Below are 20,467 nucleotides of genomic sequence, written 5' to 3'. Positions count from 1 at the left end.
TGCTATCTCTTTATATTTAATATTATTTGAATAAAACCCCTAGTCGAATACACATATTAAAATGAAATAAATCATTCTAATAAAAATAGGCAAAGTTTCTGAATATAAAAGAACATACAAGCTTTCTGCCCAGTATGTTTCTAGGGAAGTTAATTTCGTTCAGTATAAGAATAGACTTACAAACTTTTAGTCTGATTCTAGTTATTTCTTATTTTACATGATGTTAATGAATAAATAAAGCAGTTTATCATGACGTAGCAACTATTATTATGATTTAAATAATTGAACTTTGATTACTTTAGACATACAATAATCTGAAATTTCAGTTGATTTTTAAAATTTGTCTTGAGTATAAGAAGAAATTTATTTAATATAAAATGATATAGTAAAAAGAGTAGTCTGAGTTTGTAGAGATTTTCGCGGAAGCGAACAATAACGAAATCAAGGTGATAAGTTTGAATCAGGTAAGTAGAATTATTGAAGATGTTAAACAAGAAAAAGAACGTAATGACAAAATTTTTAAAGGTATTACGTTTGAAGTGCGTACCGAACAGGTGATTATGTTTTTTAACTATGAGGAAATCGTTGATACACAAAATGAAAATCATTATTTTATTAAACATAACCATGACCCGGAATTTATAGATATACAAGAATTAAATGCAATTAAGAAAAGTTTAGATGAATTTCACGTTCTTTATAATGAAAGACGAGATGACTTTATGTGATTTTACTAAATAATTAATGAATATAAACAAAGAGAGAAATTTAATTGGTATAAATTTCTCTCTCTTTAAAATTTATAGATATAAATTTATTTCAAAGCAATATTTAGACCTCAACTGCATCTTGATGAGGTTGAAGTGGGTTGTTTTGATCGATATGATCATAGAACATTACACCATTTACGTGATCAATTTCATGTTGAACCACGATGGCAGGGTATCCTTTTAGTCTTAACTTTACCTCTTTACCATCTATATCTGTAGCTTTTACAGTGATTCTATATTTACGATGGACCAAACCAGGTATACTTTCATCAACGCTAAGACAACCTTCGCCAGTAGGTAAATAGGCTTCTTGGATACTGTGACTCATAATTTTAGGATTTACTAACATTAAATCGTATTCTTTGCCATTACCATCATCAGGCATATAAACGGCAATCATTTTTTTAGAAATATTAATTTGAGGAGCAGCTAATCCTACGCCTGAACGAAGACCATATTTATTGGCAATTTCTTCGTCTTGACTATTAATTAAAAATTCACGCATTGATTTTAATGTGGAACGGTCTTCATCTGATAGTGGTAAATCAACCTCTTTAGCTTTTTCACGCAATGTTGGATGACCGTCTCTAATTATATCTTTCATTGTTAACATTTACTTACACCTTCCTTATTTTCAACTATACCAAATTTGAATAATTAAAATACAGTATTCTATTTGATTTATAATATAGTATTATATAATATAACACACACGTAGAGGAGGAATTAGCTTAAAATGAAACTAAAACAAGGATTAGGTGTCGCTTTAGCTTCAACCATCTTATTAGCAGGTTGTACTACCGATAAAGGCGAAATGAAATCATACAATAAACAAATTCAAAAAGCTTTTGATGACGAAAAGTCAATCAACACGTCCAGTAAAAAATTAAATGAACTCGAACAAAAGAAAAACAAACTAGTACAAAGTTTAAAAGGTAAAGACCAAGATAAAGAACAAAAAGTAGCTAAAAAAGTTATAGACAATACTAAAGAAAGACAGCAAACTTTTAAAGAAGAAGAAAATGCAATGGACAAATCACATCAAGATTATAAAAAAGCAACCAAACATATTAAAAATATTGAAAATAGTAAGAAACAACGTGAGGTTAAACAATTAGATAGTGCGTTAAAAGATAAATATAAAGCACATGATAAATATGCTGAAGCATATAAAAACGTAATGAGTAAAGAAAAAGATATGTTTGAGTATGCTTCAAAAGGACAACCTTCTCAAGGCGAATTAGATAAAAAGTCGCATTCAATTTCAGATGCTTATAAAAATATGAATAAACAATTCAAAAATTATTCTAATGCTATGAAAAAAGTTAAAGATGAAAAACAAGATGTCGATAATTTAATGTAAAGATAACAGTATTTGTATTCAATAAATGGTTGCGCTTACATTTGTGGCGAGGAATGCCGCTATGTGACACATATTATCTACTAGTACAGTTCTATATAATTCATTGGTACAGTTCTAAAACTGTACCTTTTTGTAGTAGAACAGAACTTTTTTAAATTGTTTAACAGTGAAACAGTTTTGTGATACAATGTGATAGGATAAAATGAATTTCTATTATACGGGAAAGGTATGGTGAATTGAATGGCTCCGAAATTACAAGCCCAATTCGATGCAGAGAAAGTATTAAACGATACTCAATCTCAGTTTGAAATGATTCAAATTTTGGATGAAGACGGTAATGTTATTAATAACGATTTAGTACCAGATTTATCAGATGAACAATTCGTTGAATTGATGGAGAGAATGGTATGGACACGTATTCTTGACCAACGTTCTATTTCATTAAACAGACAAGGACGTTTAGGTTTCTACGCTCCTACAGCAGGACAGGAAGCTTCACAACTAGCTTCACAATATGCATTAGAGAAAGAAGACTACATTTTACCTGGTTACCGTGACGTACCACAATTAATTTGGCACGGTTTACCTTTAACTGAGGCTTTCTTATTCTCAAGAGGACACTTTAAAGGAAATCGTTTCCCAGAAGGTGTTAATGCACTTAGCCCTCAAATTATCATTGGTGCACAGTATGTTCAAACAGCTGGTGTAGCTTTAGGTATTAAAAAACGTGGTAAAAGCGCTGTAGCAATCACTTATACTGGTGATGGTGGTTCATCACAAGGTGACTTCTATGAAGGTATTAACTTTGCTTCTGCTTACAAAGCACCAGCAATTTTTGTTATCCAAAATAACAACTATGCAATTTCAACACCACGTAGTAAACAAACAGCAGCAACTTCACTTGCTCAAAAAGGTATTGCTGTTGGTATCCCAGGACTACAAGTAGATGGTATGGATGCATTAGCTGTATATCAAGCAACTAAAGAAGCTCGTGACCGTGCTGTAAACGGTGAAGGTCCTACGCTTATCGAAACTATGACATATCGTTATGGTCCACATACAATGGCTGGAGATGACCCAACTAAATATCGTACTTCTGATGAAGATTCTGAATGGGAGAAAAAGGATCCGTTAGTCCGTTTTAGAAAATTCTTGGAAAATAAAGGTTTATGGTCTGAAGATAAAGAAAACGAAGTTATCGAACGCGCTAAATCAGAAATTAAAGCAGCGATTAAAGAAGCAGATAACACACCTAAACAAACTGTTACAGATTTAATGGAAAACATGTACGAAGACATGCCTCAAAACTTAGCAGAGCAATATGAAATTTATAAAGAGAAGGAGTCGAAGTAACCCATGGCACAAATGACAATGGTTCAAGCGATTAACAATGCGCTTAAAACTGAATTACAAAACGATGAGAACGTTTTACTTTTCGGTGAAGATGTTGGTGTTAATGGTGGGGTTTTCCGTGTAACTGAAGGTTTACAAAAAGAATTCGGCGAAGACCGTGTTTTCGACACACCATTAGCAGAATCAGGTATCGGTGGTTTAGCTTTAGGTTTAACTTTAGAAGGTTACCGCCCTGTAATGGAAATTCAGTTCTTAGGTTTCGTATTCGAAGTCTTCGATGCTGTAGCGGGCCAAATTGCTCGTACTCGTTTCCGTTCAGGTAACTCTAAAAGTGCACCTGTAACAATCCGTGCCCCATTTGGTGGTGGTGTACATACGCCTGAATTGCACGCAGATAACTTAGAAGGTATTTTAGCGCAATCTCCTGGATTAACAGTTGTTATTCCTTCAAATCCATATGACGCTAAAGGATTGTTAGTTTCAGCAATTAGAAGCAACGATCCAGTAGTATATTTAGAACATATGAAATTATATCGTTCATTCCGTGATGAGGTACCTGAAGAAGAATACACAGTTGAAATTGGAAAAGCTAATGTAAAACAAGAAGGTACAGATTTAACAATCATTGCTTATGGTGCTATGGTTCAAGAGTCTCTTAAAGCTGCGGAAGAATTAGAAAAAGATGGACATTCAGTTGAAGTTATTGACTTACGAACTGTTCAACCAATCGACATCGAAACGTTAGTGACTTCAGTTGAAAAAACTGGTCGTGCAGTAGTTGTTCAAGAAGCGCAACGTCAAGCTGGTGTTGGTGCTACAGTTGCTTCTGAATTAGCAGAACGTGCTATCTTATCATTAGAAGCACCAATTGCTCGTGTTGCAGCAGCAGATACTGTATATCCGTTTACTCAAGCTGAAAATGTTTGGTTACCTAATAAAAACGATATTGTAGAAAAAGCTAAAGCAACATTAGAGTTTTAATTAATACACTAGTTAGAAGTAGTTAAATGTCTATTTATCTACTTCTCTCTAATGTTTTATAAATAAAATATGTTAAGCTATGTTTAGTACATAGTAAAATTCCACACAATAACTTAAATTGAAATCTTAGGAGGACAAAAACGTGGCATTTGAATTTAAATTACCCGACATTGGTGAAGGTATCCACGAAGGCGAAATCGTAAAATGGTTTGTTAAAGCTGGAGATCAAATCGAAGAAGACGATGTTTTAGCAGAAGTACAAAATGATAAATCAGTTGTTGAAATCCCATCACCTGTTAGTGGAACAATTGAAGAAGTGTTAGTTGATGAAGGTACAGTTGCAGTAGTTGGTGACACAATTGTTAAAATTGATGCACCTGACGCTGAAGAAATGACTTTCAAAGGTAGCGATAGTGACGAAAGTACTTCACAATCATCAGAAGCATCTGAAGATAGTAAAGCAGAGACAGCTACAGAAACTCAATCTGAATCTACCCAAGATGAAGACGTAGACGATAACAAACGTGTTAAAGCTATGCCATCAGTGCGCAAATATGCACGTGAAAAAGGCGTTAATATTAAAGCAGTTTCTGCTACTGGTAAAAATGGACGTATCATTAAAGAAGACATTGATGCGCACTTAAACGGCGGACAAACTACTGCTACTGAAAGCACTGATTCTCAAGGTACTGAAGAAACGGCAAGCACAGAACAATCAGCACCAACAGCTACAGAAGGCGAATTAGAAACTACCGAAAAAATTCCAGCTATGCGTAAAGCGATTGCGAAAGCAATGGTTAATTCTAAGCATACTGCACCACACGTAACATTAATGGATGAAATTGATGTTCAAGAATTATGGGATCACCGTAAAAAATTCAAAGAAATCGCTGCTGAACAAGGTACTAAATTAACTTTCTTACCTTATGTTGTTAAAGCACTAGTGTCTGCATTGAAAAAATATCCAGCATTAAATACTTCATTTAATGAAGAAGCTGGCGAAATTGTACACAAACATTATTGGAACATTGGTATTGCTGCTGACACTGACAGAGGATTATTAGTTCCTGTCGTTAAAAATGCTGACCGCAAATCTATTTTCCGAATTTCTGATGAAATTAACGAACTAGCTGTTAAAGCTCGTGATGGTAAATTAACTTCAGACGAAATGAAGGGTGCAACTTGTACAATTAGTAATATCGGTTCAGCTGGTGGACAATGGTTCACACCAGTTATTAATCACCCAGAAGTAGCTATCCTAGGTATCGGACGCATTGCACAAAAACCTATCGTTAAAGATGGTGAAATTGTGGCAGCACCAGTATTATCATTATCATTAAGCTTTGACCACAGACAAATTGATGGTGCTACTGGACAAAATGCGATGAACCATATTAAACGATTATTAAATAATCCAGAATTATTATTAATGGAGGGGTAAAACATGGTAGTTGGAGATTTCCCAATTGAAACTGATACTATTGTAATTGGAGCAGGACCAGGCGGTTATGTTGCAGCAATTCGTGCAGCACAATTAGGTCAAAAAGTAACAATCGTTGAAAAAGGAAATTTAGGTGGTGTATGTCTTAACGTTGGATGTATTCCTTCTAAAGCTTTATTACATGCTTCTCACCGTTATAGTGAAGTACAACACTCTGAAAATTTAGGTGTAATTGCTGAAAGCGTGTCACTTAAATTTGATAAAGTACAAGAATTCAAACAATCAGTTGTTAATAAATTAACTGGTGGTGTTGAAGGACTATTAAAAGGTAATAAAGTTGAAATTGTTAAAGGTGAAGCTTACTTCGTTGATAATAACAGTTTACGTGTTATGGACGATAAAAGTGCTCAGACTTACAATTTCAAAAATGCTATTATTGCTACTGGTTCTAGACCAATTGAAATTCCTAATTTCAAATTTGGTAACCGTGTTATCGACTCAACAGGCGCATTAAACTTACAAGAAGTTCCTGGCAAACTTGTTGTAGTTGGTGGCGGATATATCGGATCTGAACTTGGTACAGCATTCGCTAACTTTGGCTCTGAGGTTACAATTTTAGAAGGTGCTAAAGACATTTTAGGCGGTTTCGAAAAACAAATGACTCAACCTGTTAAAAAAGGCATGAAAGAAAAAGGTGTCGAAATCGTTACTGAAGCAATGGCTAAATCAGCTGACGAATCAGAAAATGGTGTAACAGTTACTTACGAAGTTAACGGTGAAGAACAAAGCATCGAAGCAGATTACGTATTAGTTACTGTCGGTCGTCGTCCAAATACTGACGAATTAGGCTTAGAAGAACTTGGATTAAACTTTGCTGATCGTGGTTTATTAGAAGTAGACAAGCAAAGCCGTACTTCTATCGATAATATCTTTGCAATTGGTGATATCGTACCTGGTTTACCATTAGCTCATAAAGCAAGCTATGAAGCTAAAGTTGCAGCTGAAGTAATTGCTGGAGAAGCTTCTGAAGTAGATTATATTGGTATGCCTGCAGTATGTTTCACTGAGCCTGAATTAGCTCAAGTAGGTTATACAGAAGACCAAGCTAAAGAAGAAGGATTACAAGTTAAAGCTTCTAAATTCCCATTCGCAGCTAATGGTCGTGCTTTATCATTAGATGATACTACTGGTTTTGTAAAATTATTAACGCTTAAAGAAGACAACACATTAGTAGGTGCACAAGTAGTTGGTACTGGTGCTTCTGACATTATTTCTGAATTAGGTTTAGCTATCGAATCAGGAATGAATGCTGAAGACTTAGCGTTAACTGTACATGCACACCCTACATTAGGCGAAATGTCTATGGAAGCTGCTGAAAAAGCGTTAGGTTTACCTATTCACACTATGTAATTACTAGCTTCCATTTTATTTTGATATAAAGCCACTAGTTATAGACTAGTGGCTTTTTTAATTAAAGGAGGATAAGAATGGAATACCATTATCCTATTGATTTAGATTGGACAAATGATGAAATGGTTACAGTCGTAACTTTTTTTAATGCTGTTGAGTCATTTTATGAGCAACAAGTTGAAAGATCTTACTTGTTAGAACAATACAATAAGTTTAAAAAAATAGTACCTGGTAAAGCAGAAGAAAAGAAAATCTTTAAAGAATTTGAAAAAGGTAGTGGCTATAATAGTTATAAAGCTGTAAAACATGCACAAGATAATCCAGATAAAAAATATTTATCTGGAAATTCAAAATAACTATTGTTATTTGAGCTATATTTTGATACTTTTATTAAGCATTAAACAAAAAGTTTAATAAAAGTAAACAAAATATAGCTCTTTTTAATTAGATAACTTTTAAAATACACTAGCAATATTATGGGTGAGAATAATGAATATTGGAATAAACCTTAAAAATTTAAGAAAAATTAAAAACTTAACTCAAGAAGAATTAGCCGAACGTACTGATTTATCTAAAGGCTATATCTCTCAAATCGAAAGCCAACATGCATCACCTAGTATGGAAACATTCCTTTCAATATTAGAGGTGTTAGGTACTTCACCTAGCGAGTTTTTCACACAAAAAAAAGAAAAAAAGATCTTGTATCCAAAAGATACGCAAGTGGTATATGACGAATATGATAAAGGTTATATTCTAAATTGGCTAGTTACGCAATCTAATGAATTTGATATGGAACCGTTAATGTTAACGTTAAAATCAAATGCTACATATAAAAATTTCAATCCATCTAATTCAGATACCTTTATTTATTGTATAGAAGGAGCTGTCACTTTAGCGCTTGGTGAAAAATTTTATCAAGCACAACAAGGAGATGCCTTATATTTTAAAGCAAATGACACACATAGATTATTTAATTGTAGTGAACAAACAGCGAAGGCAATCATCGTTGCTACTGCATCATATTTATAGGAGGACTAGAAATGAAGCCATTATTATCTTTTAAATCTGTAAGTAAAGGTTATAATGATGAACAAATTTTAAATGAGATAGATATAGATATAGAGTCAGGCTTTTTTTATACTTTATTAGGGCCTTCAGGTTGTGGAAAAACTACAATTCTTAAATTAATTGCAGGTTTTGAACAACCGGACAGTGGCGATATTATTTATCAAAATAAATCTATGACTAATATTCCAGCAAATAAACGTAAAGTAAATACAGTGTTTCAAGATTATGCTCTATTCCCTCATTTAAATGTCTATGACAATATTGCTTTTGGCTTAAAACTTAAAAAGTTGAGCAAAGCAAAAATTGAAACAAAAGTTAAAGAAGCTTTAAAACTAGTAAAGTTAAATGGGTATGAGAACAAACGTATTGATGATATGAGTGGGGGGCAAAAACAACGAGTTGCGATCGCTCGGGCAATAGTAAATGAACCTGAAATCCTATTATTAGATGAGTCATTATCTGCACTTGATTTAAAATTACGGACTGAAATGCAATATGAATTAAGAGAAATTCAATCACGTTTAGGTATTACTTTTATTTTTGTAACTCACGACCAAGAAGAAGCTTTAGCATTAAGTGACTACATATTTGTCATGAAAGATGGTAAAATTCAACAATTTGGAACTCCAATAGATATCTATGATGAGCCTGTTAACCGTTTTGTTGCTGACTTTATTGGCGAGTCAAACATCGTGAAAGGTACGATGCAACGTGATTATGTAGTTAATATTTATGGACAAGATTTTGATTGTGTAGATATGGGTATTCCTTCAGGTAAAAATGTCGAAGTTGTGATTAGACCAGAAGATATTTCTTTAATCAAAGCCGAAAAAGGTTTATTTGAAGTCACTGTTGATTCAATGCTTTTTAGAGGTGTACATTATGAAATTTGTTGTATAGATAGAAAGGGATACGAATGGGTTATACATACGACTAAAAAAGCAGAAATAGGTAGTAAAGTAGGCCTTTATTTTGATCCAGAAGCAATACATATAATGGTGCCAGGTGAAAGTGAAGAAGAGTTTGATAAACGTATTGAAAGTTATGAGGAGCAAGAGAATGCGTAAAATATCTAATTTTTTATTTATTCCATATATGTTATGGATGATTCTTTTCATCATCGTACCAGTAATATTGCTCATGTATTTTTCTTTTATAGATATTAATGGCCACTTTAGTTTCAGTAATTACAGACAGATTTTTTCTATGAAGTACTTATCTATGATTTGGGGCTCTGTTATTTATGCGCTTGCTATTACCGTGCTAACACTATTAATTAGTTATCCTGCTGCCTATTTTATTAAATCTTCTAAGTATCAAAATTTATGGTTACTTATTTTAATTATACCGACTTGGATAAATTTACTGCTTAAGACTTATGCATTTATTGGGCTTTTCAGTCATGATGGTATTATAAACCAAGTGTTAAATTTGATACATTTGCCTAAGGCGCATTTATTATTTACTGCTCCAGCATTTTTAATTGTAGCTACTTATATTTATATACCATTTATGATATTACCTATCTTTAATAGTATGAAAGATATACCGACTAATTTATTACAAGCATCCAAAGATTTAGGAGCTAGTCCTTTTACAACTTTCCGTAAAGTGATATTACCTTTAACTAAACAAGGTATTCTTACTGGAATTCAAGTGACATTTATTCCTGCTCTATCATTATTTATGATTACTAGATTAATTGCTGGTAATAAAGTGATTAATATTGGTACTTCTATTGAAGAACAATTTTTAGTTATTCAAAATTATGGTATGGGGTCCACAATTGCACTTTTCTTAATTGTGTTTATGGCCTTCATATTAATTATTACGAATTCTAAATCATCGAATGGAAAAGGGTGAATCAAATGAGATGGTATGGCAAGGTTTATATAGGGATTTTAGTTACATTATTATATGCTCCAATCATATTCCTGATGATTTATTCTTTTAATTCAGCAGGTAATATGATTCACTTCGATGATTTTACATTAGAACATTATAAGTCATTATTTCAAAATGACAGACTGATGTCGGTTATTTTCAATACGATAGCAGTTGCTTTAATTGCTGCGTCGGTATCTACTGTTATTGGCACAATGGGAGCCATAGCACTATATCATTTAAGAAATAAAAAGATGAAGGTTTCTTTATTAACGTTGAACAACGTGCTAATGGTGTCATCTGACGTAGTTATTGGGGCTTCGTTTTTAATTATGTTTACAGCTATAGGTCACTTTACTGGTTTAGGACTAGGATTTACGACTGTATTAGTATCACATATTGCGTTTTGTATTCCGATTGTGGTTATCATCGTTTTACCAAGACTTTATGAAATGAATGATAATATGTTAAGTGCCGCACGTGATTTAGGTGCAAATGAATATCAGGTGCTAAGTAATATTATGCTGCCACAATTATTACCAGGCATACTGGGTGGTTTCTTTATGGCTTTAACATATTCACTTGATGATTTTACAGTTAGCTTTTTCGTTACAGGTAATGGATTTAGCGTATTATCTGTTGAAGTCTATGCTATGGCAAGAAAAGGGATAAGCATGGAGATTAACGCTATTTCGACATTATTGTTTTTGGTTATTTTAATTGGCGTTGTTGGCTATTATGTTATTCAACACATGATTAAACGTAAACAACATAGCAAGCGAGGTGTACAATAATGAAACGCGTATTACAATTAGTTATTGTTGCTATTGTTATTGGCCTACTCTGTTTATATATTAGTCATAAATTCATTGCTAAAGATAAATCTAATCATGGAGAAAAAATTAATGTTTATAACTGGGGTGAATACATAGACCCGGCACTAATTAAAAAGTTTGAAAAAGAAACAGGTATTAAAGTAGTATATGAAACATTTGACTCAAATGAAGCTATGGAAGCAAAGATTCGTAATGGTGGTACAAATTATGATGTGGCATTTCCTAGTGAGTATACCGTTCAAAAAATGAAACGAGAAAATTTACTGTTACCATTAAATCATGAAAAGATACCCAATATGAAGAATTTAGACAAAAACTATTTAAATATGCCTTTTGATAGGGGAAATCAGTATTCGTTACCATACTTCTTTGGAACAGTAGGTATTGTGTATAACAAAAAAGTATACCCACATGAAGATTTTAGTTCTTGGCAAAGTCTGTACAGCAAAAAGTATGCAAACGATATACTATTGGTAGATGGAGCAAGAGAAGTAATGGGATTATCACTTAATAAGTTAGGTTATAGTTTAAATGACAAAAACCCACACCATTTAAAAGCAGCACAGCAAGATTTAACCCATTTAGCCCCTCAGATAAAAGGTATCGTAGGTGATGAAATAACAATGATGTTAGAACAACATGAAGCTAACATAGCAGTTGTTTGGAGTGGGGTAGCTGCACCAATAGTACAAGACAGTGATGAATTTGATTATGTTGTACCTAAAGAAGGATCTAATTTATGGTTTGACAATATGGTCATACCTAAGACTGCACAAAACAAAGAAGGCGCTTATAAATTTATGAATTTCTTATTGAATGAGCGCAATAACAGACAAAATACAGACTGGGTAGGATATGCAACACCGAATAAAGTAGCTAGGAATAAATTACCTAACGATATTAAAAATGATAAGCGATTCTATCCTACTAAGGAAGAACAACAAAAGTTAGAAGTTTATCAAGATTTGGGAAAGAAAACTTTAAGCGATTATAATGAAAGGTTTTTAAACTTTAAAATGTCATTAAAATAGATGACAGTTAGTAGTTATTTTTGTTATAGTTCGATATAATGGTTTGACTAGTAATGTAAGGAGTTGTAAATACATGTCAGGAGAGCAATTTACGCAAGTTAGACGTCCTGTAAGTCGATTAACTGAAAAAGTATTAGGATGGTTAAGTTGGATTTTTCTATTGCTATTAACCGTCGCTACTATGTTTATCGCGCTAGTATCATTTAGTAGTGATACTTCTATTCAAAAGCTTGAAAGTTCATTGAATGCTAATGAATTTGCACAGCAAATTTTTGCCAATAACAATTTAAACACAACACAAGCAGTTATTTGGCTGCAAAATGGAGTATGGGCGATTATTGTATATCTAATAATCTGTTTATTAATTTCATTTTTAGCCCTTATTTCAATGAATATTAGAATTTTATCAGGATTCTTATTCTTAATTGCTACCATTGTCACATTACCTTTAATGGTATTATTTGTGCCATTAATCATTCCTGTGTTATTCATCATAGTGGCTATTATGATGTTTGCTAGAAAAGATAGGGTCGAAACAATACCAGCATACTATGACGATGACTATTACGATAGAGATGCTCAATCTAGATATGGTTATGATAGAGAGCCTGTACAAAGAGACAATAAACGTAAGAGCGAACAAGAATCAACAAGTCAATATCAATCAGGCGATGAGACAACGACTATGCGCAGACAGTCTAATGATAGTACTTCAGATGAACAAGTAAGTACACAATCAGACGAAGAGGAAACTAAAGATTATAATTCGTTGCGTAGAGGTGGATATAGTTCTGAGGTAGCAAGACAAGTAAATGGTAATAGTAACGCTGAGGAAGAACCACAAGTTCTTTCTAGACAAGCTAAATACAATTATAAGAATAAAGCCAATGCAGAATATGAAGTGCCTCAGAATGATGACAGTGCTGAAGAGGATTATCAACGCGGACCTTCTCAAGAAGAATTAGAACGTCAAGAAGCCGAACGTCAACAGCAGGCAGAAGAAGAGGCTAGACGTAAACAAGAAGAAGCAGAAGAAAAAATGCGTCTTAAACAAGAGCGTGCCGAAGAACGATCAAGAATCAAGCAAGAGAAAAAAGAACTTAGAAAACGTATGAAAGAAAAGCGTAAACAACAACCAAGTGCAGTTAATCAACGTCGTATGAATTATGAAGAGCGTAAGAAAATGACATCTAATGATGATAATGCAATAGAAAAAGAAGCAACTGACCAAACTTCGGACAACCAAGATACTACAACTACTGATAACAAAGAGAAATAATAAATAAAGCGTTCAATTTAGTTATAATTCAACGCTCAAAACATAAACAAACCTTACGACAAAATGCCGTAAGGTTTGTTTATGTTTATTAACGTAATCTATGAGATAAATATTTTTCTTTTACTAACCACGATGTCATTAATTGTTTTTCAGATAAATAGTGTGCATAAAAAGCAGTCATTTTAAGTGACCATTTTGAAGAGGACAGACTACAAGACGTAAGATTAAGACATCGATTGCTAAATGCATGTAAAAAATACCAACAAACTTGAAGTCATTGTTGGTATTTTAAAATTATAATTCTTGGAACGTTTGGAAAATTAAGTAGACGTTAAGAATACTTAAGATAATGATTAAGCACCAACTAATAATATTTACCCAACGTTTATTTTTAAATATTCCCATCAAATTTTTGTCATTGGTCGCTAGTTGTAAAGGCACTAACGAGAACGGTAGAGCAATACTTAAAAATACTTGAGAGAAGACCAATAATTGTTCTACTTTTTCGATATTACTTTTGAAAACAATTAGACAAATGATAATAGGTAAAATAGCTATACCACGTGTTACTAATCTACGAGCCCAGTTTGGAATTTTTAAATTAATAAAGCCTTCCATTACTATTTGTCCGGCCATCGTACCTGTTATTGTAGAATTTTGGCCTGATGCTAACAAGGCTACCGCAAATAATGTACTCATTATGGCACCCATTGTAGCGCCTAATACAGGTTCAGTTTTTAAGGCATGGTATAAATCGAAGAAACCGCCTAATTGTTCAGTGTTAGCGCCATAAAATAATGCTGCACCTAAAACTAATAATAAACAATTAATTACGAAAGCAATGACAAGTTGTATATTAGAGTCGAGCGTTGCGAATTTTACAGCGCTTTTCTTGGCATTCACATCATTTCTATCATACATGCGAGATTGAACGATAGATGAATGTAAGTAAAGATTATGTGGCATAATAGTCGCTCCGATTATACCTAAAGCAATATATAACGCGCTATGATTTGTTATAATTTCTGTTTGTGGTATAAAACCATTTAGCATATGTGTTACAGAAGGCGAAGCGATATAAACCTCGAATAAAAATATAATCAGTACGGTAAAAATGAGTGTACCTACGATGGCTTCAATCTTTCTGAAACCAAAATGCATAATAAACAATAGTAAAAATACATCCAATACTGTAATAATTGATCCTATAAGTAAGGGAATATCAAAGAGCAGATATAATGCAATTGCACTACCTATAACCTCGGCTATATCAGTTGCTATTATTGCTAATTCTGTAATAATCCAAAATATATAGGTTAATGGTTTATTTATATAATGTTTTGTTGCTTGTGCTAAATCCATATTAGCAGCGATACCTAACCTAACGGCCATACTTTGCAATAACATGGCAGCTAAACTAGAAAGTAATATGACGAACAATAGCATATAGCCAAATTGTGCGCCACCTTGCATTGATGTAATCCAATTACCTGGGTCCATATAACCGACTGCAATGAGCAAGCCGGGGCCTAAAAATGATAATAACTTACGGCTAAACTTACCGTCAGTATTTACAGAAACTGTATTATTAATTTCACTTAGGCTTTTTTGTTTCTCTCTCTGTGTCATAATTTCACCACTTACTAATTTTTGTAATAGTTCAAGAATAATAAAAAATATTTATTAGGTCAACCTAAAAATATAATTTCATAGCTTTTCTAGTTGTTGTTATTGCTCTTTTGGTGATATAGTAATTTTGGTAAAATAATAATTATGGATAAAAAGGAGGTAAGCTATGAATAGAAAAACCGAAAAAATATTAGCGTGGATTGGCAATGGTTTAAGTATTTTATATTTATTTATCGTTTTATTAGGTGTACTATTATTAAATACCAATTCAGAAGAATTTAAAAAAGTGTTTAATGAAATGTCACAAGCTCAAGGTCAATCCCTTTCACCCGATATATTATTTATGAGCTACATGATTCAAATTATTATGTTAGCAATTGTTATTATACTAGCTATTATTGCAACATTAATCATGAAAAAGAACAGAGTATTGGCGGCCGTCCTATTTATTGTTGCCGCAGTAGCTAGTCTTTTTGTAACTAATTTAGTGGCGATGGTCTTATGGATTATTGTTGCAGTTAAACTATTTATTAAAAAAGATAATAGCAACACAATGAATCAAGCTAGTCCAATGACTACAACGCAAAACCGATGGAATCCAGAGCAAGATTTAAATAAAAAAAATGATGACCCGTATATATATTAGTAATAGCGACATAAGCGTTGTTCATTAGTATTACAATAATAAATTATAGGAAATTACATTTTAGACTACTAATTTCAATGAAATTAGTAGTCTTTTTTATAAAAAAGGATGAGATAGAAATCGACACGATTTCATAATCCCATCCTATAAAAATATCAAACAGAGTTTGGTATGAGCCCAAAAGTTTGAAATATTTATTCGAAATTGAAATGTTATTTATATGCTACTAATTTTTTATGATGATACGCTTAATACAAAAGGGCATTATGCATAAAATTTAAGTAATTGAGTAAACGTTTCTTCTAAAAATGCTATAAAAGCTTGATCACTTTTTAATGATTCTGCACCAGGTTGTAAAGTTCTAGCAACGAAAAATTCGCCTTTTTTAATTTTTTTTACACGGTCAATTGCTTTTTGTAAAGTTTCCTCGTCCATATCTTTTAATAATGTTTTTTCTTGGCTCATATGGTCTAAACTCACACTGTAATCAGCGGGAAGATTTTTGAGTTGAGTAAAATTATCTTCAAAAACTTTTACTTGCTGTGCTTTATCCTTTGCTTCATGCATTACGCCATACATAACAAATAATTGTTCTTCAAATAAGCCTATTTGGAAATGAGGTTGCATTTTATAACCACGCTTGTTTGTTGCAAATGCAACCCATGTGTCTTTAGGTGGGTTGACACTTCTACGTGCGTGTTTGGCAACGTGAGGGTAAAAAACTTCACCTGTAGCAGTTTCTAAATATTGAGCAAAATAATCACCTAAATTATTTAATTGTGGACGTACATGCGCTTCAAGTGCTGACATTCTAGCATCTAGTCCTGGGACTGTGAATGCTTTAAAATCTTTGGGTTTAAATATATATTTAGTCATATTAACCTCCAACATAATTATTACTATAGTTACTGATATTGTAGCATATTCATTTTATAGAAACAGCGTCTTAGGATTATATGCAACACAATTTGTATTTTAAATTAAGAAGAAAATATTTTATTTTACTATTTCTACGCATATGACATTTTTTATGTAACTTTTTAATGTATAATATAATTTACGCTAGGAGATGATTGTATGACTGTATATGAGTACGCGAAAGGTTTAATTTTGGAGGCAGGTAATAACGTTACCAAAATAATGCAACAAGACATTGAAATTGAAACTAAATCTAACCCAAATGATTTAGTTACAAATGTAGATAAAGCAACAGAAAAATTTCTGTTTGAAAATATAAAAAAAACATATCCAAATCATTTTGTTATAGGTGAAGAAGGACATGGTCATGACGTAACTCATACAAATGGTGTTGTATGGGTTGTTGATCCTATAGATGGTACATTGAACTTTGTCCATCAACAAGAAAATTTTGCAATTTCAATAGGTATTTTTAAAGATGGAGAACCGTATGCAGGTTTTGTGTATGATGTCATAAATAATAAGTTATATCATTGTAAAGTAGGCGAGGGCGCGTTTGAAAATGAGCACTTGTTGCAAAACTTGGCTCATCATACGTTAGAAAAAAGCATCATAGGTATTAATCCTAATTGGTTAACTAAACCTAAGTTAGGACCTATGTTACAACCCATTGTGGAAGATTCGAGAAGCGCAAGAGCTTATGGTTCAGCTGCGTTAGAAATTGTTTTTGTAGCAACTGGTAAGTTAGGTGCATACATAACACCTAGGTTACAGCCATGGGATTTTGCTGGAGGTATGATTATTTTAAGTGAAGTGAGGGGCAAAGCTACTAATATGTTAGGTGAACCGCTATCTATTTTACATCCTAATTCCGTTGTTGTAGCCAATGCTAATTTACATGATGACCTCATTAATAATTATTTGGGTAATTATAAGGATACTTTAATAAAATTACATGAAAGATTTAAATAGCAAATATCTTTAAGAATATGTAGGTGCGCTATTTTTCCGATTCTTAAAATGATGGATAATTAAAATTTACCACCTTGTTAGTAAATCTGTTTGAAAGTTAGAAATATATAATTTAAATAAAAAACTAATCCATGTAAATTACATGGATTAGTTTTTATCAAACGATATTTAATAGAATAGCCCAATAAACAAGCTTTTTACTACACAAAATTATAGCCAGTCATTTTCACGATATTTCTTTTTTAAAGTGAAACCGGCACCAAATGTTGCAATGAATAATATAAGTGTTAAAATCATCAATGGAACATTTGTAGCTGCTAAGCTAAAACTAAATAATATTAAGAATATGATGGCTACTACTGCGAGTACCCAAAATATAGCTTTTGATTTTTTTTGTTGCATCCCTACCACACCTTTTTGTTTTCTTTAATCAATTATATGATATAATAATTGAGTTGCAATTAAAAGTGGGAATTTACTCGAGAAAGGAAATTATTGAATGACTAAATTAAGAGAAGATGTTCGTAATATAGCAATCATCGCTCACGTTGACCATGGTAAAACGACTTTAGTAGATGAATTATTAAAGCAATCAGGCATGTTCCGTGAAAATGAACATGTAGATGAAAGAGCGATGGATTCAAATGACTTAGAGAGAGAACGTGGTATCACTATTTTAGCGAAAAATACTGCGGTTAATTACAAAGGCACAAGAATAAACATATTAGATACACCAGGGCACGCTGACTTTGGTGGAGAAGTAGAACGTATTATGAAAATGGTAGACGGTGTTGTACTTGTTGTAGACGCATATGAAGGTACTATGCCACAAACACGTTTCGTATTGAAAAAAGCACTAGAGCAAAATTTAAAACCAGTAGTAGTAGTAAATAAAATTGACAAACCTTCAGCTAGAGCAGAAGGGGTTGTTGATGAAGTCTTAGACTTATTTATCGAATTAGAAGCTTCTGATGAGCAATTAGACTTCCCAGTAGTTTATGCTTCAGCTGTTAATGGTACAGCAAGTTTAGATGCAGAACAACAAGACGATAATATGGAATCGTTATATAAATCTATTATCGAATATATTCCTGCTCCACTAGACAATCACGAAGAACCTTTACAATTCCAAGTAGCATTATTAGATTATAATGACTATGTAGGTCGTATCGGTGTTGGTCGAGTATTTAGAGGAACAATGCGCGTAGGCGACAATGTTTCATTAATTAAATTAGACGGTACAATTAAAAACTTCCGCGTGACTAAAATGTTTGGTTACTTTGGTTTAAATCGTGTAGAAATACAAGAAGCAAATGCTGGTGACTTAATTGCTGTATCAGGAATGGAAGACATCAACGTTGGTGAAACGGTAACGCCGCATGACCACCAAGATGCATTACCTGTATTGCGTATCGACGAACCAACGTTAGAAATGACATTTAAAGTTAATAATTCGCCATTTGCTGGTCGTGAAGGTGATTTTGTTACTGCACGTCAGATTCAAGAAAGATTAGATGAGCAGTTAGAAACAGATGTATCATTAAAAGTTACACAAACTAATTCTCCAGATACATGGATTGTAGCTGGACGTGGTGAATTACACTTATCTATCCTTATTGAAAATATGAGACGTGAAGGTTATGAATTACAAGTATCTAAACCTCAAGTTATTTTAAAAGACATTGATGGCGTAACATGTGAACCATTTGAAAGAGTTCAATGTGAAGTACCTCAAGAATACACAGGTGCAGTTATTGAATCTTTAGGACAACGTAAAGGTGAAATGTTAGATATGGTAACAACTGATAACGGTCTAACTCGTATTATCTTTATGGTGCCTGCACGTGGAATGATTGGTTATACTACAGAATTTATGTCTCAAACACGTGGTTATGGAATTATTAATCATACTTTTGAAGAATTTAAACCACGTATTAAAGGCCGTATTGGTGGAAGAAGAAATGGTGCATTAGTTTCTATGGATCAAGGTCAAGCAAGTTCATACGCGATTATGGGTCTTGAAGATCGTGGTACTAACTTTATGGAACCTGGTACTGAAGTTTATGAAGGTATGATTGTTGGTGAACATAACCGTGATAACGACTTAACGGTTAATATCACTAAAGTTAAACATCAAACTAACGTACGTTCCGCTACTAAAGACCAAACAGAGACAATGAAACGTCCAAGAGTCTTAACTCTAGAAGAAGCATTACAATTTATTAATGATGATGAATTAGTAGAAGTAACGCCAGAGAGCATTCGTTTAAGAAAGAAAGTACTCGAAAAATCTGCCCGTGAAAAAGAGGCTAAAAGAGTTAAACAAATGATGCAAGACGAAGCATAAATCAATAAAAAGCCAATCAACAAAATTGATTGGCTTTTTTTATATTGAGTGTTAGAGCGCTTGTTTTTGTGGATAGATTGACTCTTTAACTCGCACTGATTCTTTAAGGGGATCGACATAAATAATCTTTATTAATAGTAAAAGTGCTAATTCATTGGCTATATAGGTTTTATAGCATAGTAGTGAAACATATGAAGTTTTATACTTTGGTTGATAAAAGATTAGCACAGAATTTTGTATATAAAAAATAATTTCACTATGTACAAAACCACATAAAATAAGCAAAAAGCAATTTCTATAAAAAATAGAAATTGCTTTTTTAGTTTAATTTAAGAGACATTAAATATCGAATCTCATTATTATTATGAAATTAATTCTAATTTACATGTTGTTTGCGTTGCTTAGGAGAATCTAAACGACTTTTACATTCATCGCACATAAAAGTGTGCATAGGGTCGTTGCGTAGACGTTTAGCTTCTAATGTGTTTTTATCGATAAGTACCTTTGTATCACAAATTATACATTGTACTGTCATCATA

The 20,467-nt window shown here is 32.7% G+C and carries 21 protein-coding genes; 16 read left to right on the top strand and 5 right to left on the bottom strand.

Annotated features, from left to right (window positions below):
- Positions 1 to 455: 455 nt before the first annotated feature.
- Positions 456 to 728, top strand: coding sequence for a hypothetical protein (locus tag ISP02_RS08170; protein WP_195721083.1), 273 nt, complete (start codon positions 456 to 458; stop codon positions 726 to 728).
- Between the two features lie 103 nt (positions 729 to 831).
- Here the strand turns inward: ISP02_RS08170 and def are convergent, their stop codons facing one another.
- Positions 832 to 1,383: a peptide deformylase gene (gene def, locus ISP02_RS08165; protein WP_195721082.1), complete on the bottom strand. Its 552-nt coding sequence runs from the start codon at positions 1,381 to 1,383 to the stop codon at positions 832 to 834.
- Between the two features lie 123 nt (positions 1,384 to 1,506).
- Between def and ISP02_RS08160 the strand changes: the two genes are divergently transcribed.
- The 12 genes from ISP02_RS08160 to auxB all read left to right on the top strand — a co-directional run bounded on the left by ISP02_RS08160 (position 1,507) and on the right by auxB (position 13,416).
- Positions 1,507 to 2,133, top strand: coding sequence for a YkyA family protein (locus tag ISP02_RS08160; RefSeq protein WP_195721081.1), 627 nt, complete (start codon positions 1,507 to 1,509; stop codon positions 2,131 to 2,133).
- Positions 2,134 to 2,373: 240 nt separating this feature from the next.
- On the top strand, positions 2,374 to 3,486 hold the full coding sequence (gene pdhA / locus ISP02_RS08155; protein WP_195721080.1) for a pyruvate dehydrogenase (acetyl-transferring) E1 component subunit alpha: 1,113 nt from the start codon (positions 2,374 to 2,376) through the stop codon (positions 3,484 to 3,486).
- A gap of 3 nt (positions 3,487 to 3,489) precedes the next feature.
- The gene (locus tag ISP02_RS08150; RefSeq protein WP_195721079.1) at positions 3,490 to 4,467 is read left to right on the top strand and encodes an alpha-ketoacid dehydrogenase subunit beta; all 978 of its coding nucleotides are present in this window, start codon (positions 3,490 to 3,492) and stop codon (positions 4,465 to 4,467) included.
- A 142-nt stretch (positions 4,468 to 4,609) separates the two neighbouring features.
- Complete coding sequence (locus tag ISP02_RS08145) at positions 4,610 to 5,908, top strand: dihydrolipoamide acetyltransferase family protein (protein ID WP_195721078.1); 1,299 nt, start codon at positions 4,610 to 4,612, stop codon at positions 5,906 to 5,908.
- Between the two features lie 3 nt (positions 5,909 to 5,911).
- Positions 5,912 to 7,318: a dihydrolipoyl dehydrogenase gene (gene lpdA / locus ISP02_RS08140; RefSeq protein ID WP_195721077.1), complete on the top strand. Its 1,407-nt coding sequence runs from the start codon at positions 5,912 to 5,914 to the stop codon at positions 7,316 to 7,318.
- A gap of 77 nt (positions 7,319 to 7,395) precedes the next feature.
- A complete protein-coding gene (locus ISP02_RS08135; RefSeq protein ID WP_195721076.1) occupies positions 7,396 to 7,674 on the top strand; it encodes a UPF0223 family protein in 279 nt (92 codons plus the stop codon).
- A 133-nt stretch (positions 7,675 to 7,807) separates the two neighbouring features.
- Positions 7,808 to 8,347, top strand: a complete 540-nt coding sequence (locus tag ISP02_RS08130; protein ID WP_195721075.1) for a helix-turn-helix domain-containing protein — start codon at positions 7,808 to 7,810, stop codon at positions 8,345 to 8,347.
- Positions 8,348 to 8,358: 11 nt separating this feature from the next.
- Entirely contained in the window at positions 8,359 to 9,453 is a 1,095-nt protein-coding gene (locus tag ISP02_RS08125; protein ID WP_195721074.1) for an ABC transporter ATP-binding protein, read from the top strand.
- Complete coding sequence (locus ISP02_RS08120; protein ID WP_195721073.1) at positions 9,446 to 10,249, top strand: ABC transporter permease; 804 nt, start codon at positions 9,446 to 9,448, stop codon at positions 10,247 to 10,249. Before ISP02_RS08125 ends, ISP02_RS08120 begins: the two co-directional genes overlap by 8 nt.
- A gap of 5 nt (positions 10,250 to 10,254) precedes the next feature.
- On the top strand, positions 10,255 to 11,064 hold the full coding sequence (locus tag ISP02_RS08115; RefSeq protein WP_195721072.1) for an ABC transporter permease: 810 nt from the start codon (positions 10,255 to 10,257) through the stop codon (positions 11,062 to 11,064).
- Positions 11,064 to 12,137, top strand: a complete 1,074-nt coding sequence (locus ISP02_RS08110; RefSeq protein WP_195721071.1) for an ABC transporter substrate-binding protein — start codon at positions 11,064 to 11,066, stop codon at positions 12,135 to 12,137. The genes ISP02_RS08115 and ISP02_RS08110 overlap by 1 nt, the downstream gene beginning before the upstream one ends.
- 73 nt (positions 12,138 to 12,210) lie before the next feature.
- The gene (gene auxB / locus ISP02_RS08105) at positions 12,211 to 13,416 is read left to right on the top strand and encodes a lipoteichoic acid stability factor AuxB (protein WP_195721070.1); all 1,206 of its coding nucleotides are present in this window, start codon (positions 12,211 to 12,213) and stop codon (positions 13,414 to 13,416) included.
- Between the two features lie 294 nt (positions 13,417 to 13,710).
- Here the strand turns inward: auxB and ISP02_RS08100 are convergent, their stop codons facing one another.
- Entirely contained in the window at positions 13,711 to 15,045 is a 1,335-nt protein-coding gene (locus tag ISP02_RS08100; RefSeq protein WP_195721069.1) for an Nramp family divalent metal transporter, read from the bottom strand.
- A 166-nt stretch (positions 15,046 to 15,211) separates the two neighbouring features.
- Between ISP02_RS08100 and ISP02_RS08095 the strand changes: the two genes are divergently transcribed.
- Positions 15,212 to 15,691 (top strand): DUF4064 domain-containing protein, encoded by a 480-nt coding sequence (locus ISP02_RS08095; protein ID WP_195721068.1) that lies wholly within the window; start codon positions 15,212 to 15,214, stop codon positions 15,689 to 15,691.
- A gap of 264 nt (positions 15,692 to 15,955) precedes the next feature.
- Here the strand turns inward: ISP02_RS08095 and ISP02_RS08090 are convergent, their stop codons facing one another.
- Positions 15,956 to 16,567, bottom strand: a complete 612-nt coding sequence (locus ISP02_RS08090; protein ID WP_195721067.1) for a YktB family protein — start codon at positions 16,565 to 16,567, stop codon at positions 15,956 to 15,958.
- A 201-nt stretch (positions 16,568 to 16,768) separates the two neighbouring features.
- Between ISP02_RS08090 and ISP02_RS08085 the strand changes: the two genes are divergently transcribed.
- On the top strand, positions 16,769 to 17,581 hold the full coding sequence (locus ISP02_RS08085; protein ID WP_195721066.1) for an inositol monophosphatase family protein: 813 nt from the start codon (positions 16,769 to 16,771) through the stop codon (positions 17,579 to 17,581).
- A gap of 210 nt (positions 17,582 to 17,791) precedes the next feature.
- Here ISP02_RS08085 and ISP02_RS08080 read toward each other — a convergent pair whose 3' ends face one another.
- Complete coding sequence (locus ISP02_RS08080) at positions 17,792 to 17,983, bottom strand: DUF5325 family protein (protein ID WP_195721065.1); 192 nt, start codon at positions 17,981 to 17,983, stop codon at positions 17,792 to 17,794.
- Positions 17,984 to 18,080: 97 nt separating this feature from the next.
- On the opposite strand from ISP02_RS08080, the gene typA reads away from it, so the two are divergent.
- Positions 18,081 to 19,928, top strand: a complete 1,848-nt coding sequence (typA, locus tag ISP02_RS08075) for a translational GTPase TypA (protein ID WP_195721064.1) — start codon at positions 18,081 to 18,083, stop codon at positions 19,926 to 19,928.
- Positions 19,929 to 20,304: 376 nt separating this feature from the next.
- On the opposite strand, the gene ISP02_RS08070 is transcribed toward typA, so the two are convergent.
- Complete coding sequence (locus tag ISP02_RS08070; protein ID WP_195721063.1) at positions 20,305 to 20,466, bottom strand: DUF2197 domain-containing protein; 162 nt, start codon at positions 20,464 to 20,466, stop codon at positions 20,305 to 20,307.
- Between the last annotated feature and the right edge of the window lies 1 nt (position 20,467).

The organism is Staphylococcus durrellii (assembly GCF_015594545.1).
Lineage (GTDB): Bacteria > Bacillota > Bacilli > Staphylococcales > Staphylococcaceae > Staphylococcus > Staphylococcus durrellii.
The sequence above is the reverse complement of the archived record's forward strand: the minus strand, read 5'-3'. Positions and strand labels throughout refer to the sequence as shown.

What these genes read in the sequence shown, in the direction of transcription:
- ISP02_RS08110 (WP_195721071.1), top strand. Translation starts at nt 11,064, where the DNA reads ATGAAACGCGTATTACAATTAGTTATTGTTGCTATTGTTATTGGCCTA.
- ISP02_RS08090 (WP_195721067.1), bottom strand. Translation starts at nt 16,567, where the DNA reads ATGACTAAATATATATTTAAACCCAAAGATTTTAAAGCATTCACAGTC.
- ISP02_RS08070 (WP_195721063.1), bottom strand. Translation starts at nt 20,466, where the DNA reads ATGATGACAGTACAATGTATAATTTGTGATACAAAGGTACTTATCGAT.
- auxB (WP_195721070.1), top strand. Translation starts at nt 12,211, where the DNA reads ATGTCAGGAGAGCAATTTACGCAAGTTAGACGTCCTGTAAGTCGATTA.
- ISP02_RS08125 (WP_195721074.1), top strand. Translation starts at nt 8,359, where the DNA reads ATGAAGCCATTATTATCTTTTAAATCTGTAAGTAAAGGTTATAATGAT.
- typA (WP_195721064.1), top strand. Translation starts at nt 18,081, where the DNA reads ATGACTAAATTAAGAGAAGATGTTCGTAATATAGCAATCATCGCTCAC.
- def (WP_195721082.1), bottom strand. Translation starts at nt 1,383, where the DNA reads ATGTTAACAATGAAAGATATAATTAGAGACGGTCATCCAACATTGCGT.
- pdhA (WP_195721080.1), top strand. Translation starts at nt 2,374, where the DNA reads ATGGCTCCGAAATTACAAGCCCAATTCGATGCAGAGAAAGTATTAAAC.
- ISP02_RS08115 (WP_195721072.1), top strand. Translation starts at nt 10,255, where the DNA reads ATGAGATGGTATGGCAAGGTTTATATAGGGATTTTAGTTACATTATTA.
- ISP02_RS08120 (WP_195721073.1), top strand. Translation starts at nt 9,446, where the DNA reads ATGCGTAAAATATCTAATTTTTTATTTATTCCATATATGTTATGGATG.
- ISP02_RS08085 (WP_195721066.1), top strand. Translation starts at nt 16,769, where the DNA reads ATGACTGTATATGAGTACGCGAAAGGTTTAATTTTGGAGGCAGGTAAT.
- ISP02_RS08100 (WP_195721069.1), bottom strand. Translation starts at nt 15,045, where the DNA reads ATGACACAGAGAGAGAAACAAAAAAGCCTAAGTGAAATTAATAATACA.
- ISP02_RS08080 (WP_195721065.1), bottom strand. Translation starts at nt 17,983, where the DNA reads ATGCAACAAAAAAAATCAAAAGCTATATTTTGGGTACTCGCAGTAGTA.
- ISP02_RS08150 (WP_195721079.1), top strand. Translation starts at nt 3,490, where the DNA reads ATGGCACAAATGACAATGGTTCAAGCGATTAACAATGCGCTTAAAACT.
- lpdA (WP_195721077.1), top strand. Translation starts at nt 5,912, where the DNA reads ATGGTAGTTGGAGATTTCCCAATTGAAACTGATACTATTGTAATTGGA.
- ISP02_RS08135 (WP_195721076.1), top strand. Translation starts at nt 7,396, where the DNA reads ATGGAATACCATTATCCTATTGATTTAGATTGGACAAATGATGAAATG.
- ISP02_RS08160 (WP_195721081.1), top strand. Translation starts at nt 1,507, where the DNA reads ATGAAACTAAAACAAGGATTAGGTGTCGCTTTAGCTTCAACCATCTTA.
- ISP02_RS08095 (WP_195721068.1), top strand. Translation starts at nt 15,212, where the DNA reads ATGAATAGAAAAACCGAAAAAATATTAGCGTGGATTGGCAATGGTTTA.
- ISP02_RS08130 (WP_195721075.1), top strand. Translation starts at nt 7,808, where the DNA reads ATGAATATTGGAATAAACCTTAAAAATTTAAGAAAAATTAAAAACTTA.